General features: G+C 71.6%; 15 protein-coding genes. 9 read left to right on the forward strand and 6 right to left on the reverse strand.

The window, feature by feature from the left end; all coding sequences use genetic code 11:
• Window positions 1–131 precede the first annotated feature (131 nt).
• From F1721_RS13300 to F1721_RS13315, 5 genes are all read left to right on the forward strand, one after another.
• Entirely contained in the window at window positions 132–338 is a 207-nt protein-coding gene (locus F1721_RS13300; protein ID WP_150066988.1) for an HC3 family zinc finger protein, read from the forward strand.
• 13 nt (window positions 339–351) lie between these two features.
• Window positions 352–708: a hypothetical protein gene (locus F1721_RS13305; RefSeq protein WP_246154812.1), complete on the forward strand. Its 357-nt coding sequence runs from the start codon at window positions 352–354 to the stop codon at window positions 706–708.
• Between the two features lie 515 nt (window positions 709–1,223).
• Window positions 1,224–3,041, forward strand: coding sequence for a RiPP maturation radical SAM C-methyltransferase (locus tag F1721_RS13310; protein WP_150066989.1), 1,818 nt, complete (start codon window positions 1,224–1,226; stop codon window positions 3,039–3,041).
• Between the two features lie 5 nt (window positions 3,042–3,046).
• Window positions 3,047–3,637 (forward strand): DUF5825 family protein, encoded by a 591-nt coding sequence (locus F1721_RS34420; RefSeq protein ID WP_170301474.1) that lies wholly within the window; start codon window positions 3,047–3,049, stop codon window positions 3,635–3,637.
• Window positions 3,634–4,854, forward strand: coding sequence for an MFS transporter (locus F1721_RS13315; protein WP_170301475.1), 1,221 nt, complete (start codon window positions 3,634–3,636; stop codon window positions 4,852–4,854). Before F1721_RS34420 ends, F1721_RS13315 begins: the two co-directional genes overlap by 4 nt.
• On the opposite strand, the gene F1721_RS13320 is transcribed toward F1721_RS13315, so the two are convergent.
• Entirely contained in the window at window positions 4,851–5,210 is a 360-nt protein-coding gene (locus F1721_RS13320) for a MerR family transcriptional regulator (RefSeq protein WP_150066991.1), read from the reverse strand. The genes F1721_RS13315 and F1721_RS13320 overlap by 4 nt on opposite strands.
• Window positions 5,211–5,270: 60 nt before the next feature.
• On the opposite strand from F1721_RS13320, the gene F1721_RS13325 reads away from it, so the two are divergent.
• A complete protein-coding gene (locus F1721_RS13325) occupies window positions 5,271–6,326 on the forward strand; it encodes an alkene reductase (protein WP_150066992.1) in 1,056 nt (351 codons plus the stop codon).
• Here the strand turns inward: F1721_RS13325 and purU are convergent, their stop codons facing one another.
• From purU to F1721_RS13345, 4 genes are all read right to left on the reverse strand, one after another.
• Entirely contained in the window at window positions 6,327–7,199 is an 873-nt protein-coding gene (purU, locus tag F1721_RS13330; RefSeq protein ID WP_150066993.1) for a formyltetrahydrofolate deformylase, read from the reverse strand.
• A gap of 323 nt (window positions 7,200–7,522) precedes the next feature.
• Window positions 7,523–8,263: a maleylpyruvate isomerase family mycothiol-dependent enzyme gene (locus tag F1721_RS13335; RefSeq protein ID WP_150066994.1), complete on the reverse strand. Its 741-nt coding sequence runs from the start codon at window positions 8,261–8,263 to the stop codon at window positions 7,523–7,525.
• Window positions 8,264–8,449: 186 nt separating this feature from the next.
• Window positions 8,450–9,322, reverse strand: coding sequence for a class I SAM-dependent methyltransferase (locus F1721_RS13340; RefSeq protein WP_150066995.1), 873 nt, complete (start codon window positions 9,320–9,322; stop codon window positions 8,450–8,452).
• Window positions 9,301–9,810, reverse strand: a complete 510-nt coding sequence (locus F1721_RS13345) for a DUF2505 domain-containing protein (RefSeq protein WP_150066996.1) — start codon at window positions 9,808–9,810, stop codon at window positions 9,301–9,303. The genes F1721_RS13340 and F1721_RS13345 overlap by 22 nt, the downstream gene beginning before the upstream one ends.
• 37 nt (window positions 9,811–9,847) lie before the next feature.
• Here F1721_RS13345 and F1721_RS13350 point away from each other — a divergent pair, with 37 nt between their 5' ends.
• Both F1721_RS13350 and F1721_RS13355 read left to right on the forward strand, forming a co-directional pair.
• Window positions 9,848–10,966, forward strand: coding sequence for a UDP-N-acetylmuramate dehydrogenase (locus F1721_RS13350; protein WP_387510890.1), 1,119 nt, complete (start codon window positions 9,848–9,850; stop codon window positions 10,964–10,966).
• Between the two features lie 122 nt (window positions 10,967–11,088).
• Window positions 11,089–12,063, forward strand: coding sequence for a hypothetical protein (locus F1721_RS13355; RefSeq protein WP_246154816.1), 975 nt, complete (start codon window positions 11,089–11,091; stop codon window positions 12,061–12,063).
• A 49-nt stretch (window positions 12,064–12,112) separates the two neighbouring features.
• On the opposite strand, the gene F1721_RS13360 is transcribed toward F1721_RS13355, so the two are convergent.
• Window positions 12,113–12,859 carry an SDR family NAD(P)-dependent oxidoreductase gene (locus tag F1721_RS13360; RefSeq protein ID WP_246154818.1) on the reverse strand — a complete coding sequence of 249 codons (747 nt, stop codon included), beginning with the start codon at window positions 12,857–12,859 and terminating at the stop codon, window positions 12,113–12,115.
• A gap of 220 nt (window positions 12,860–13,079) precedes the next feature.
• Between F1721_RS13360 and F1721_RS13365 the strand changes: the two genes are divergently transcribed.
• Entirely contained in the window at window positions 13,080–14,234 is a 1,155-nt protein-coding gene (locus F1721_RS13365) for a L,D-transpeptidase (RefSeq protein ID WP_150066999.1), read from the forward strand.
• The last annotated feature ends 150 nt before the right edge of the window (window positions 14,235–14,384 follow it).

A 14,384-nucleotide genomic window follows, 5' to 3' on the forward strand; every position in this document is an offset into this window, starting at 1 on the left:
ACGTCCAGGCGGGCCGGGCGGCCACTCCCTTCGAGCCGCACCACCAAGGCCGGCAAGAAACTACAGCCTCACCCGGCCCGCCCGGGTGATCTACCCATCGGCAGATCAACTACCAACTTAAGGAGAAGCTCATGTACCTGACCTACATCTGGCGGCCGGTGACCGGTGGGCGGCACGCGTTTCCCGTCAGGGCGCGGGAGGTTCCGGCCGGTGAGCAGGTGGCCGCTTACTGCGGCGCTGAGGTCGATGCCGCCGAGCTGCACGGGCGGTCCGAAGTGGACTGGGTTCGGGAGAAGTCCTGCATGCGCTGCTGGCGCATCCTCGCCGACCGCGACTAGAGGTGCGGGGCTGGTGGCGATTTCGCGCGAGATCGTCGCCCCGCCCGCCTGGCAACCGCCGATTTCGCGCGAAATCGCCTACCGACCACGGAAAGGTACCGAGATGTTCTGGGTCCAGCTGAGCACGTTCCTGCTGTTCAACCTGCTCATCATCGCCATGCTCGCCACGCAGATCCCGCTGCGCAGCTTCGGTTTCACGGCCGGTCAGCACGCCGGAAGAGGCGACGGCGAGTACACCGTCTGGCACCTCATAGCCGACGTCGAAGCCGAAAGGCGCGCCGCTGCAGCAGAAGTAGAGCCGATACCCGTCAGGTTCCCCACCGAGGCCCCCGACGACCCGCCCACCGGACGCCACCACCTGCGCGTCTGACGCGACCACCCAGCCGGGCCGCTGCGGACATACCCCCGACCCGCCGCAGCGGCCCACCCCGGTGGCCGGGCGCACGCCTCCCCTCCCGGCGCGCCCGGCCACCGGTGATCGTCCCGAGAACTCCGCCCACCGGCTCAGCGGTCATTCCTCCGATTGCCGAATCCCCTTAGCGGAACGGGAAAACCGGGAAACGCATCGGCGGGGTGCAAGAGCTGATCAGGTGACTTCGGCCGTGTCCTGGATCATCCGGCTCTGGCACCATGGCGGCGATCGGTGCTCCCCCTCTCGTTGCGATCCGTCCGCCGTTGATCCCGTGGCGCGGTCCCGGGCCGGGACCTCGACCCGACGCGTGGGGGAGAGGGGGTGAGTCCTGTGGAGAAGAAGACGGTGCACAACGACCCGAAGGCGGCTGCCGGAACCGGCAGCACCGTGCGAGTTTCCAAGTGATGCCGGGTGGGGCGGCGGCTCCGGCCACCGCCCCACCTCTCCGTTCAACCTGGGGGTGATCGGACGACGTGGACCTGACCTTGGTGAACATGCCCTGGGCATCGGTCGGATACCCGTCCTTGGCCTGCGGGATCCTGAAGGCCGCGCTCTCGCGCGGCGGCGAGCACCGGGCGCGCGTGGTCGACGGCAACCTCGACTTCTTCGACTGGATGCACCGCGAGCTGGGCATCGGGCTGCGCGAGTACGACTTCTTCGCGCTGGATTCCTACTTCCACGGCTGCGGGGACTGGGTCTTCAGCGCCGCGCTGCACGGCGAGCGCACCTGGCGGGTCGACGAGTTCCGCGCAGCGCACGCCGAGGTCCTCGGCGAGGAGCGGGTGCAGCTGTGCCTCCGGTTGCAGGAGCTGGTCCCGTCCTGGCTCGCGGAATATGCCGACCAGCTCGTCGAAACCGCCGGTGATCTGGTCGGTTTCACCACCACGTTCCAGCAGAACACGGCCTCCCTGGCGCTCGCCCGCGAGCTCAAGCGGCGCGATCCCGATCTGCGCGTCGTGCTCGGCGGGGCCAACTGCGACGGGCCGCAGGGCGCGGCCTGGCACCGCAACTTCGACTTCGTCGACCACGTCGTCCGCGGCGAGGGCGAGCGCGCGTTCCCCGATCTGCTGGACCAGCTGGACCGCGGTGGCGAGCTGACCCGGATCCCCGGGCTGTGCTGGCGCGACGACTCCGGGGCACCGCGCGTCAACGACATGGACGCCGCGCCGCTGCTGCCGCAGCACATCGTCGCCCCCGACTTCGACGGCTACTTCGAGCGCTTCGCCGCCAGCGCCGCCGCGGCCGAGGTCGATCCGAAGCTGGTGGTCGAGGGAGCTCGCGGGTGCTGGTGGGGCGAGAAGCACCACTGCACGTTCTGCGGGCTCAACGGGTCGTTCATGCAGTTCCGCAGCAAGAGCCCGGACCGCTTCCACGACGAGCTGATCGGGCTCGTGGAACGGCACCGGGTCATGGACCTCTACCTGGTGGACAACATCCTGGACATGGAGTACCTGCGCACCGTCCTGCCGCGGCTGGAGGAAGCCGGGTACGACCTGCGGCTGCAGTGCGAGATCAAGTCGAACCTGCGCTTCGACCAGCTGGCGCAGCTCGCCCGGGCCGGTGTCGTCCAGGTGCAGCCCGGCATCGAGAACCTCAGCAGCCGGGTGCTGCGCCTGATGGACAAGGGGGTGGACGGGTGCCAGAACGTCCGGATGCTCCGGGACGGGCACTCGCTCGGGCTCACCGTCCTGTGGAACTACCTCTACGGCTTCCCCGGTGAGCGGGACGGCGACTACACGTCGGTGGTGGCGCAGTTCCCGGCGCTGTGGCACCTGCCGCCGATGGACGGCGCCAGCCGCATCGCGCTGGAGAGGTTCAGCCCCCACTTCAACGACCCGGAGCTGGGCTTCGCCGAGCGGGAACCGGATCCGCAGTACCGGCTGAACTACGACCTGCCGCCGGAGGAGCTGAACGACCTGGCCTACCTGTTCGCGACCGAGCCCGCGGGCATCGGCGGCGAGGTGGAAGCCGCGCTCCTCGACCAGGTCCGCGCGTGGCAGGAGAACCACTCGAAGAGCCTGCTCGAACAGCTCGACCGGGGCGACGAGATCGTCGTGCTGGACGACCGGCCCGGGTTCGGGCACCGCGAGCACGTGCTGCGCGGGTCCGACGCGGAGCTGTTCCGGGCGCTGGACCAACCGCGCTCCCGGTCCTACCTGGGGACGAGGTTCGGCCAGGCGGACGAGCGCGTCGCCGAGTGGCAGTCGCTGGGGCTGGTCTTCACCGACGCCGACCGGTTCGTCCACGTGGTCCCGCAGGCGAACAACCAGGCCTTGCTCCGGCTGAGGTGAACTGCATGCGCATCGAGCTGTACCAGCACTACACGGGTTCCGCCGCGGAGCAGGTGGTGGGGACCTGCGAGGTCTCCGACGCCCCGGTCGCCCAGGCGCGTCGACTGTTCGACGAGCGGGTGCGCAAGGTCGCGTTCACCGAACCGGTCCCGCTCGCAGACGGTTCTTCGCGGCACGTGCTGGACCTGCTGCGCGAGCTGGCCGCCTGGGGCGTGCACGTCGACTGGCGCGCGAGCGGATCTCCCGTCGGCTGGCCGCAGTTCTCCCACCTGCCACCGCCGACCAGCGCGGATGGCTCGGTGGACCTGGGCGCGTGGCGCGCCGGGTTCTTCCCCGGGAAGTGCGTCTTCCGGGAAGGGCCGGGGTTCATCCAGATCCGCGACCGGCGTCGCGGCGCGCTGGACTGCTACACGGTGGACGAGCCCGCGCTGATGTCGGCGATCCGCGAGCTGTCCGGCGGTGCGGAGCCGCGCAGCTGCGAGCCGGACGCCGTCGAGCAGTTCCTGGAGCACGGCCTGCTGGTCCGCGCCGGGCAACTCCAGTGGTGGGCGCCGGCGCGGGTGCGGCGCTGGCCGGTCCCCGCCATGGTCGCGTGAGCCGGGAGGTCGTGGTGCCGGTCGGTCTCGACGATTCCGCGGTGGGGGTGCACACGCGGCCGTTCCGCTGCTTGCTCGGTGCGTGGGCGTTCTCCTCGGTCGGCGACGGCGTCCGCTCGGCGGCGTTGCCGCTGTTCACGGCGGTGAGCACGAGAGATCCGGTGGCCGTGTCGGTGGTTGCGGCGGCGACCGTGCTGCCGTGGCTGCTGGTCGCGCTACCGGCCGGTGCGATGGTCGACCGCTGGCGGCTGCGCAACACCCTCGCCGTCGCCCACGTCTTCCGCTCCGCCGTGACGTTGGTGCTGGCCGGGCTGATCTTCGCCGACGGCGCGGGCGTCGTCGTGCTCGCGATCTGCGGGTTCCTGCTCAGCAGCGCCGAGACCTTCGCCGACTCGGCGAGCCAGTCCCTGCTGGTCTCGTTCGCCGGTCCGGCGGACCTGGAGCGGGCCAACGGTCGGTTGGTGAGCGTGGAGACCGTGGGCGTGCAGATCGCCGGGCCGCTGGCCGCGGCCGCGCTCTTCGCCTGGGATCCCGCGCTGTGCTTCGCGATCGACGCGATCGCGCTGGGGTGCGCCGCCGTCCTGCTGATCGGTGTGCCGTCCCGGGCCGGAGCGGCTCGCGAACGGAGCTCGCTGCGGGCCGATGTGCTGGCCGGGTTGCGGTTCCTGGTCCGCCACCGGGCGCTGCGGACCATCGTCGGCGTGGTCGGCCTGACCGCGCTGCTCACCAGCGGGATCAACGTGGTGGCCTTCCTCTACGCGATCGAGTCGCTGGCCGTCCCCGCGGCGGCGGTGCCGACGCTGCTCGTCTGCACCGCGCTCGGCACCCTGCTGGCGACGCACGTCGCGGTCCGGCTGTCGAACCGGCTGGGCAGCGGAACCGTGATGGTCGGCGGGCTGCTGGTCCTCGCGGCCGGGATCGGGGTGCTGGGCGCGGTCCAGGTCGCGGGGGCGGCGTGGCTCGCGTACTTCGTCATGGGCTTCGGCGCGGGGAGCTGGAACGTGCTGTCCGCGGCGAACCGCCAACGCCTCACCCCCGGCCCGATGATGGGCCGCGTGACCAGCGCGCACCGGGTCCTGGCCTGGGGCCTGATGCCGTTGGGTGCGGCGCTGGCCGGGCCGATCGCCGATGCCACGTCGATGCGCACCGTCATCATCGGCGCGGCCGTGCTCACCGCGGCCATCGCCCTCGCGGCCGCGCCCCGGCTGCGCGGTTAGCCCACCCCGGCGGCGATGCGGGCGTCGGTGATCATGTCGTCGAGGATCGCCCGGGAAGCCAGCAGGTCGTCGATCATGCCGTTGATCCGCTCCCGCTCCGCGCAGAGGTCCGCGACGACCTCGGTCGTCGGCTTGGACTGCTCGCCGAAGACGCACGGGAAGATCTGGGCCATCTTCGCGCTCGGCACCCCGGCGCTGATCAGCCGCTGCACCAGCGCCACCTTGTCCACATCGGACTCGGCGTACTCCCGGTGGCCGCCCGGAGTTCGCGCGGCGGACAGCAGTCCCTGCTGCTCGTAGTAGCGGAGCGCGCGCACGCTGACCCCGGTGCGCCGGGACAGTTCACCGATCCGCATCGTGTGCTCCATCACCTTCGGTGGAATCTGACATGCACGTCAGATTCTACCGTCGTCGGCATGACGAACTCGCTGCTCAAGCCGTACGAACCGCTGTCGCTGCCGAACCGGATCGTGATGGCCCCCATGACCCGGTTCCGGGCCGACGCGCAGGGCGTGCCTCAGCCCTTCGTGGCCGACTACTACGCGCAGCGTGCCGGTGCCGGGCTGATCGTGACCGAGGGGATCTGGCCGAGCGTGCAGGGGCAAGGCGCGCTGCGAGGTCCAGGTCTGGTCTCGCCGGAGCAGGTCGCGGGCTGGCGCGCGGTCACCGGGGCCGTCCACGCCGCGGAGGGGCGGATCTTCGCGCAGCTCATGCACGCCGGGCGGCTGACGGTTCCGGAGAACAACCTCGGCGCCCTGCCACCGATCGCGCCCTCGCCGGTGCCCGCGGACATCGAGCTGCACACCGCTGGCGGCAAGGTGCGGGCGCTGGTCCCGCGCGAGATGACCAGCGCGGACATCGCGCAGGCGATCGACGAGCACGTCGCTTCCGCGCGGCGGGCGATCGAGGCTGGCTTCGACGGCGTGGAACTGCACGGGGCCAACGGCTACCTGCTGCACCAGTTCCTCGCCGACAACACCAACCTGCGCGGCGACCGGTACGGCGGGGCCGGGCGCATCCGGTTCGCCGTGGAGGTGGCCGAGGCGGTGGTGGGCGCGATCGGCGCGCACCGGGTGGGAATCCGCCTGTCGCCGGGGAACCCGCTCACCGGGCTCGTCGAGGCCGACCCCGCGCCGGTGTACCGGGCGCTCGTCGACGCCCTGGAGCCGCTGGGCCTGGCGTACCTGCACCTGACCGACAACAGCCGCTACCCGGCGCTGCGCGACCTCCGTCCACGTTGGACCGGGACGCTGATCGGCAACACCGGGTTCGGGCACCCGACCACGGCGGAGTCCGGCGCGGCGCTGATCGAGGGCGGCGTCGCGGATCTGGTCTCGTTCGGGCGGCTGTTCATCTCGAACCCGGACCTGCCGCGGCGGTTCGCCACCGGGGCCCCGCTGGCCGGGATCGAGGAGAGCACGCTCTACTCGCACGGCCCGGAGGGCTACGTCGACTACCCGGCCGCGGCCTGATCAGAAGACGACGGTGCGGCGGTTGTGGACCAGGACCCGGTCCTCGAGGTGGGCGCGGAGACCGCGGGCCAGCACGAGCTTCTCGATGTCGCGGCCCTTGCGGACCATGTCCGCCACGTCGTCGGTGTGGTCCACGCGGATCACGTCCTGCTCGACGATCGGACCGGCGTCCAGCTCCGCCGTCACGTAGTGGCAGGTCGCGCCGATGAGCTTCACGCCGCGGTCGTACGCCTGGTGGTACGGGCGGGCCCCGGCGAACGACGGCAGGAAGCTGTGGTGGATGTTCAGCGCGCGCCCGGCCCACGCCTCGCACAGCTCGGGCGGCAGGACCTGCATGAAGCGCGCCAGCACGATCGCGTCCGGGTCGTGCTCGTCCACCAGCTCCTGGACCTGCTTGAACGCCTCCGCCTTCGCCGCCGGGTCCTTGGCGAAGGGCACGTGGTGGAACGGGACGCCGTGCGCCTCGGTGATCGGGCCGAGGTGCGGGTGGTTGCCGATCACCGCGCGCAGGTCCACGTCCAGCTCGCCGGAGCTGATCCGGCCGAGCAGGTCGTGCAGGCAGTGGCCGTCCTTCGACACCAGGATCACCACGCGGCGCCGCTCGCCGGTGTCCGAGATGCGCCAGTTGCTCCGGCTGCCGAACTCCTCGGCGACGGCCGCGAAGCGCTGGCGCAGCTCGTCGATGCCGAACGGCAGCGAGTCGGCCAGGACCTCCTGCCGGGTGAAGAACCAACCGGTCTCGATGTCGGTGTGGTAACCGGCCTCGACGATCCAACCGCCGAAGTCGGCGAGGAAGGTCGAGATCCGGGCCACGATGCCGGTCCGGTCGGGGCAGCCGAAGCTGATGACGAAACGCCGTTCGGGAGTGCTCACGATCAGTCATTATCGCAGGTGACAAAGGCCATGCAGCCCGCAGGGGCGGTGCCCCGGGCCCCGCTCGCGACACCCCGGGGGCAACCCGCCACGCCGCCCCGCCACCCCAACGACCGACCCGCTTCACCCGCCCCGTGCGCGCTCCCCCCGCGAACAGCCGTCCCCCCGGGTGACGACCGATTCCGCGAGGTGCCCGGGCTGAGCACGGAGCGCACGTTTGTGCAGGTGGAGACCCGTGAGCATTTTCCGGGGCCATAGCCCCACAAAGTGCTCACGGGGGCTGACCAGCGGAAACGTTGCGGATGGCTTAGTGCGCGGTCGGGTCAGCGGCCGTTGATCAGGGCGGCCAGCGCGGTGTCGCCGGTGACCACGGCCGTGCTCGGGCGGCCCCAGACCCGGCGGTACACCGCATCGGCCGTCCCGGCGATCGTCGCGTCGGCCTCCAGCGCGGTACCGGTCGGGGGCCCGGCCTGCGGCGGCTCGCCCGGCCGGAACTGCACCAGCCACGCCTGGCCCGCGTCCGGCGCGTGCACGAGCACCTGGCCCTCGGCCTCGGACCCGGTCCAGTCGCCGAGCGGCAGCAGCTCGGTCAGGAACTCGTCGATGCCGTCGGCCGCCAGCTCCGGGTCGAAGATCAGCTCGTGCACGTGGTCCGGGCCCAGCTCGGCGAGGGCGTGCTCGGCGTCCAGGCGGTGGATCGCCGTCTCGTGCGCCGCCCGCCGGATCCAGTTGCGCGGCGTGCCGCCGTTGCTGAACCACCGCACCGGGCGATCCGGATCCACTGTGGACAAGGTCTGCCGCAGTTCGGCCAGCCGTTCGTCCCACCAGGTGAGCACGTCGTCGAAATCGGCCGGTGGGCGCGGAACTTCGGGCCGGGGGCTGCCCGGTTCCAGGTGCAGCGAGCGCTCCATCCTGGTGTAGGCCTGCGCCAGGTGCTGCACCAGGTGCCGGACGTCCCAGCCCGGGCAGGTCGAGACCTCGGCGTTCGGACCGGCCTGGAGCGCGGCGCTGCGGAAGGCCGCAGCCTGGTCGTGAAAAGCGTGCTGCAGGAACTCGCTCGCCATACCCCCAGCCTAGGCCCCGGAGCCGCCCGGAGTCTCCGCTCGGAGCCCCGGGTCGACGCGATTTCAATGGAAATCAGACGTCCGATTTCCATTGAACTTGTTCATCCTGCCCGTGGACCGCAGCTGCGAAGGGCGTCCGGCACCGCCACGCAGAACGAGGTGGGAAAACCTCAATGGAAATCGCGGTCAGGCGGGGGCGACTGAGGACCAGGGGACGGTCAGCTCGCCGAGGCGCCAGCGGCGACGGCGGTCCAGGACCGGCCAGCCGCGGTCGGCGAACAGCTGCACCGCGTGCGCCCAGCGGGCCCGGGGGCCGAACGGCGCCATCGGCGCCGCCGTCGCCCAGCAGGCGTCGAGCTCGGCGAGCATCGCGTGCACCTTCTCGCCCGGCACGTTGCGGTGGATCAGCGTCTTCGGCAGCCGCTCGGCCAGGTCGGACGGCTTGTCCAGGTCGGCGGGCAGGCAGGCCAGGGTGAAGGTCAGCGGCCCGCTGCGGTCCAGCGTCACCCAGCAGCAGCGGCGGCCGATCTCGTCGCAGGTGCCCTCGACCAGCAGCCCGTCCGGGGCCAGCCGAGCGCACAGCTCGTCCCAGTACTTCCACGCCTCCGGCTCGGAGTACTGCCGGAGCACGTTGAACGCCCGCACCAGCGCCGGACCGGGGAAGTCGCGGATCCCGGCGGCCAGCCCGGCCAGCTCGAACCCGCCGCGGCGGAACTCCAGCGCGGGCGGATCGGCGACCGCCTTGCCCGCCGCCACCCGCTCCGGGTCGATCTCCAGGCCGACCACCCGCAGCTCCGGGTGCAGCGGGCGCAGCCGGTCGGCCAGCTCCACGGTGGTCACCGGCGTCGCGCCGTAGCCGAGGTCGATCACCACCGGCTCGGCCGCGTCGCGCACCGCGCCGGAGACCCACGGCGTGCCGAGGATCCACCGGTCGATGCGGCGCAGCCGGTTCGGGTTCGTCGTGCCCCTGGTGGGCATGCCGAGCGCGCGGGCCCGTCCGGCCGCGAGCCTCGGCGCCCGCTTCTTCGGGACCGACGTCATGCCCGGCGGGCCAGCCATTCGGCGGTGAAGCGCTCCTCGGCGCTGAGCAGCTTCTGCACCTGGTCGGCCACCAGGTCCTCCAGCTTGCCGCCCACGAACGGCACGTTCACCCGCACGTTGCCGGACACCACGAACTCGCTGTTCGCCGACTCGGCAACGTCGCGCAGCCACATCGAGCCGGTGATGGTGCACGGCGCCTTGGCGATCTCGGCGGCGATCTCGCCGGTGTAGTGCCCGTCCTCCTCGCGGCGCCACGACTCGCTGCGGTCGATGGTCAGGTCCCCGCCGACCACGGTGCGCGCCACCGACGGCAGCGAGTCCGCCGGGACGGAGTGGCGGATCTGGAACCGCGCGCCGTCATCGGTCGCCACGTGCTGCACCAGCTCGGCGTTGGCGCCGCCGAGCTCCTCGAGGCGGTCGTTGAGGTAATCGATGTCGATCAGCGCCTCGTACAACCGGACCGCGGGCCACTCGGAGGTGCTTCGGTGCTCGATGCGGCGTGCCATGCAGCGGAGGTTACCTTTGGCAACCGTGAACCCCTCCATGTCCGGTGCTGAAGAAGTGCGCGGTGACACAGCGCGCGCGGCCGAACTGCCCGGTGAACGCGCTGGTGTCCCCCTGGCCGACCACACCACCCTGCGGCTGGGCGGTCCGGCGACCGGCCTGGTGGTCGCGACCCGGCCCGACGAGATCACCGACGCGGTGCGCGCGGCCGACGCGGGCGGCCACCGGCTTCTGGTGCTCGGCGGCGGGTCGAACCTGGTGGTGGCCGACGAGGGGTTCGACGGCCACGTGGTGCGCATCGCCACCAAGGGCCGCCAGTACGACAGCGTCGGCGACGGGCTGGTGCAGCTCACCGCGGAGGCCGGTGAGGACTGGGACGACGTCGTCGCGGACACCGCGCGCCAGGGCCTGGGCGGGCTGGAGTGCCTGTCCGGCATCCCCGGCCTGACCGGTGCGACCCCGGTGCAGAACGTCGGCGCGTACGGCGTGGAGGTCTCCGAGCTGCTGGTCTCGGTCGACCTGCTCGACCGGCGCACCGGCCAGGTGCGCACCGTCCCGGCGGCCGAGCTGGGCCTGACCTACCGCAACAGCGTCCTCAAGCACAGCGACGCCGCCGTGGTGCTGCGCGTCCGGTTCCTGCTGCGCGACGACAACCGCTCCGCCCCGATCCGGTACGGCGAGCTGGCCCGCGCGCTCGACGTCGAGCCCGGCTCGCAGGTGGACGTGGCGAGCGCGCGCGAGGCGGTGCTGGCGCTGCGACGCGGGAAGGGCATGGTGCTCGACCCGGCCGACCACGACACCTGGAGCGCGGGCTCGTTCTTCACCAACCCGATCGTCCCCGAGGCCGAGCTGCCCGAGGTGCTGGCGCGCATCGCCGACCGGGTCGGCGCCGACCAGCGGATCCCGCAGTACCCGGCCGACGGCGGGGCCAAGCTGTCCGCGGCGTGGCTCATCGAGCGCGCCGGGTTCGCCAAGGGCCACCAGGGGCCGGGCGGCCGGGTGAGCCTGTCCACGAAGCACACCCTCGCGCTGACCAACCGCGGCACCGCCAGCACCCGCGACCTGCTCATTCTTGCGCGTGAAGTTCGGGACGGAGTACGCCTGGCCTTCGGCGTTTCGCTGGCACCCGAGCCCGTCTTGGTGGACTGTTCGCTGTAGCAGCCGAAGAGCCGAACGGCCGTAAGGGTGACTCTTCGTGACTGATGCGTAACCCTGAGTGTTAAATGGTGTAGGTGGAGGGGGCCACCATGCTGAGCATCAGGGAGCTGAGGGATCGGGCCGTGATACGCCCGATCAAGCGGGCGGTCGAGGATCAGCTGCTCGACCTGCCCGGAGTGACGGCTGTCGACATCGGCGACAAGCTCCGCGCCGGGCGCAGCACCGGCGAGCAGGTCATCGTGGTCTCGGTCGCTCGCAAGAAGTCGCGCGAGCAGCTGAAACCCGGTGCCTGCGTGCCGGCGGACGTCTTCGGCATCCCGACCGACGTCGTCGAGGAGCGGCCGGTCCTGCAGCACATCCACTGCGCCGAGCACGAGCCGCTGACGCCGCGCCCGCGGCGCGCCGAGCGGACCGGGGTGATCTGCGGCGGCAGCGGGATAGCGCCGTGCCGGGCGGTCCACCTCGGGCCGCCGGACGTGTCGGAAGCCGGTCCGCACCGGCGGATCGGCACGCTGGGCGCGCTGGTGACCGGTGCCGCGCCGATGGCGGTCGCGATGGGGCTGACCACGTTCGACGTGGGCTGCCTGGACGACGGCTGGTCGGTGGGCGATCAGATGCTGGACCCGGAGGGCGGGCGGGTGCACGCCGAGCTCGCGCGGGCAGCGCTGTCCGGCCGGGTGGACGCGGCGGCGGTCGCCTTAGCGCCGGGATCGGCGACGACCTGCGTGGTCGAGGGCATCGGTCCGATCACCGGCCCGGCGACGGCCTACCCGGGCGAGCGGGTGCGCAAGAACGGCTTCGGCACCGGGGTGACCACCGGTGTCGTGACCTCGGTCGATGCGACCGTCCGGATCGACCACGGCGAGGCCCTCGGGGTCCGGGTGCTGCGCGAGCAGATCCGAGTGGTCGGCTCGCGCGAGCGCTTCTGCGGGCCCGGTGACGCCGGGGCGGCCGTGCTCGGTCCGGGCGGCCGGGTGATCGGCCTGCACGTCGCGGGCAGCTGCGACGGCGAGGTCGGCTTCGCCAGCCCGATCGCCGACGTCCTGGTGGAGCTCGACGTAGAGCTCTGCACAGAACCCCAGCGCATCCACGCCTGACCTTCGAATGCCCGCGCGCCGTTCCCGGAACCGCGCGCGGGCGCGGTGCTCACTCGTGGCGGTGCATTCGGGTCGCGGAGTGCTGGTCGCGGGGTTTGACCTCGAGGAAGTCGATGTTGACGTGGGGCGGGCGGGTCACCGCGAAGGTGATGACGTCCGCGACGTCGTCGCCGGTCAGCGGCGTGATGCCGCGGTAGACGGCCGCCGCGCGCTCCTTGTCGCCGCCGAAGCGGACCTCGGAGAACTCCGTCTCCACCGCGCCGGGCGCGATCTCGGTGAACCGCACCGGCTCGCCCAGGTGCTCGCCGCGCAGCGTGCGGTGCAGGGCGCCCTGCGCGTGCTTGGCCGAGGTGTAGCCGCCGCCGTTGTCGTAGACGCCGGTGGCCGCCACCGAGGTCACCGTCACCACGTGGCCGTTTCCGGAGGCCACCAGCTTCGGCAGCAGGGCCCGGGTGATCCGCAGCGTGCCGAGCACGTTGGTCTCCCACATCCAGCGCCAGTCGTCCTCGACCGCGTCGGCGATCGGGGCCAGGCCCTTCGCGCCACCGGCGTTGTTGATCAGCACGTGGCACTCGGGCACCTGCGCGACGAACGCGTCCACCGACTCCTGGTCGGTGACGTCCAGCGGCAGCGCCGTGCCGCCGATCTCCTCGGCCAGCGCGGTCAGCCGGTCGAGCCGCCGCGCGCCCAGCACGACGTTGAAGCCCGCGGCGGCGAGCTGCCGCGCGGTGGCGGCGCCGATGCCGGAGCTCGCCCCGGTGACCACTGCCCAGCGACCTGCAGAACTTGTGCTCACGTCTACGTCCTCCCGCCGGTTTCGGGTTGCCCCCATCATCCGATCACGTCACCGGGAGGGGCTCGTCGTCACCCGATCGATGTGACGCGACACACTGGGAGGACCAGACATCTTTTCGGGACTTCGGACGTCTTATGAATGTGGGTCATTTTTCACCGGTTGTTCGGCCGAATTTCGGCAAAGGGGACAGCGCGGTCGCAATTTCTCGGAAGGGATCGAAGTGAGTGGTGCCAAGCTGCGGCTCCTGTGGACGGCGCTCGCCGGAACGCTTGCGGCAGTGCTGCTGATCTCCGGCTGCGGTTCCTCCGCGCCGGACGGGGGCAAACCCGCCGGACCGGTCGCGAAGGTCTCCTTCGAACCGGGGCCCGGCGCGGGTGAGGTCAACCCGGCCGCTCCGATCAGGGCCAGCGTCGAGCACGGCAAGTTCGACTCCGTCGAGCTGACCAACGACGAGGGCAAGCAGGTGGACGGCCAGCTCGCCCCGGACGGCAGGAGCTGGCAGGCGACCACGGCCCTCGGCTACGGCAAGACCTACACCTGGTCCGGCCGCGCCACCGGCGAGGACGGCAAGCAGGTCCCGGTCGAGGGCACCTTCACCACCCTGCAGCCGCAGCGGACCATCCGCGCCACCATCAACCCGACCGACGAGGCCGAGGTCGGCATCGCGATGCCGATCAGCGTGAAGTTCGACGCGCCGGTCGAGGACAAGGCGGCCGTCCAGCGGGCGCTGACCGTGCAGACCTCGGTCCCGGTCGAGGGCTCCTGGGCGTGGCTGAACGACCGGCAGGTCGACTGGCGGCCCAAGGAGTACTGGCCCGCGCACACCCGCGTCAGCGTCAGCGCCAAGCTCTACGGCCTCGCCTACGGCGGCGGCGCCTACGGCCTGGCCGACCTGACCACGGACTTCAACATCGGCCGCGCGCAGATCGTCAAGGCCGACGTGGGCACGCACCGGCTGGTCGTGATGCGCGACGGCCAGCAGGTGGCCAACTACGCGGCCAGCTACGGCGAGGAGTACGACCCGGGCCGCAACACGCCCAACGGCACGTACATCATCATGGAGAAGAACCCGGTGGAGATCATGGACAACCCCCGGTACGGCTACCGCGACGTGCGCAAGACGTGGGCGGCCCGGTTCTCGAACCACGGCGAGTTCATCCACGAGAACCAGGAGAACGCCGCGGCCCTCGGCAAGGTCAACAACTCGCACGGCTGCATCAACCTCAGCGCGGCGGACGCGAAGGCGTACTACGACAGCGCCCTGATCGGCGACCCGGTCGAGGTGACGGGCTCGGCGAGCAGCATGCCGCCGCAGTACGACGTCTACGACTGGCTCCTCAACTGGGACCAGTGGACGGCCAAGTCAGCGGTCTGACGGTTCTCCGGCGAACGGCGGTGGTCATCGCGGCCACCGCCGTTCTGCTTTTTCCGGGCCTCGCGACCGGGGTCGGCGGTCCGCACCAGGCGGTGTGAGTAGTGCCACCCGGGATCGGTCGAGCAGCTGGTCCCGCAGGTCCGGGGCGGT

It is taken from the genome of Saccharopolyspora hirsuta (assembly GCF_008630535.1).
Taxonomy (GTDB): Bacteria; Actinomycetota; Actinomycetes; order Mycobacteriales; family Pseudonocardiaceae; genus Saccharopolyspora; species Saccharopolyspora hirsuta.

Bases quoted from the DNA above. Each gene is read 5' to 3' on its own strand.
- F1721_RS13320 (WP_150066991.1), bottom strand. From the start codon at position 5,210: ATGCGGATCGGTGAACTGTCCCGGCGCACCGGGGTCAGCGTGCGCGCG.
- F1721_RS13345 (WP_150066996.1), bottom strand. From the start codon at position 9,810: ATGGCACGCCGCATCGAGCACCGAAGCACCTCCGAGTGGCCCGCGGTC.
- F1721_RS34420 (WP_170301474.1), top strand. From the start codon at position 3,047: ATGCGCATCGAGCTGTACCAGCACTACACGGGTTCCGCCGCGGAGCAG.
- F1721_RS13335 (WP_150066994.1), bottom strand. From the start codon at position 8,263: ATGGCGAGCGAGTTCCTGCAGCACGCTTTTCACGACCAGGCTGCGGCC.
- F1721_RS13350 (WP_387510890.1), top strand. From the start codon at position 9,848: ATGTCCGGTGCTGAAGAAGTGCGCGGTGACACAGCGCGCGCGGCCGAA.
- F1721_RS13325 (WP_150066992.1), top strand. From the start codon at position 5,271: ATGACGAACTCGCTGCTCAAGCCGTACGAACCGCTGTCGCTGCCGAAC.
- F1721_RS13300 (WP_150066988.1), top strand. From the start codon at position 132: ATGTACCTGACCTACATCTGGCGGCCGGTGACCGGTGGGCGGCACGCG.
- F1721_RS13340 (WP_150066995.1), bottom strand. From the start codon at position 9,322: ATGGCTGGCCCGCCGGGCATGACGTCGGTCCCGAAGAAGCGGGCGCCG.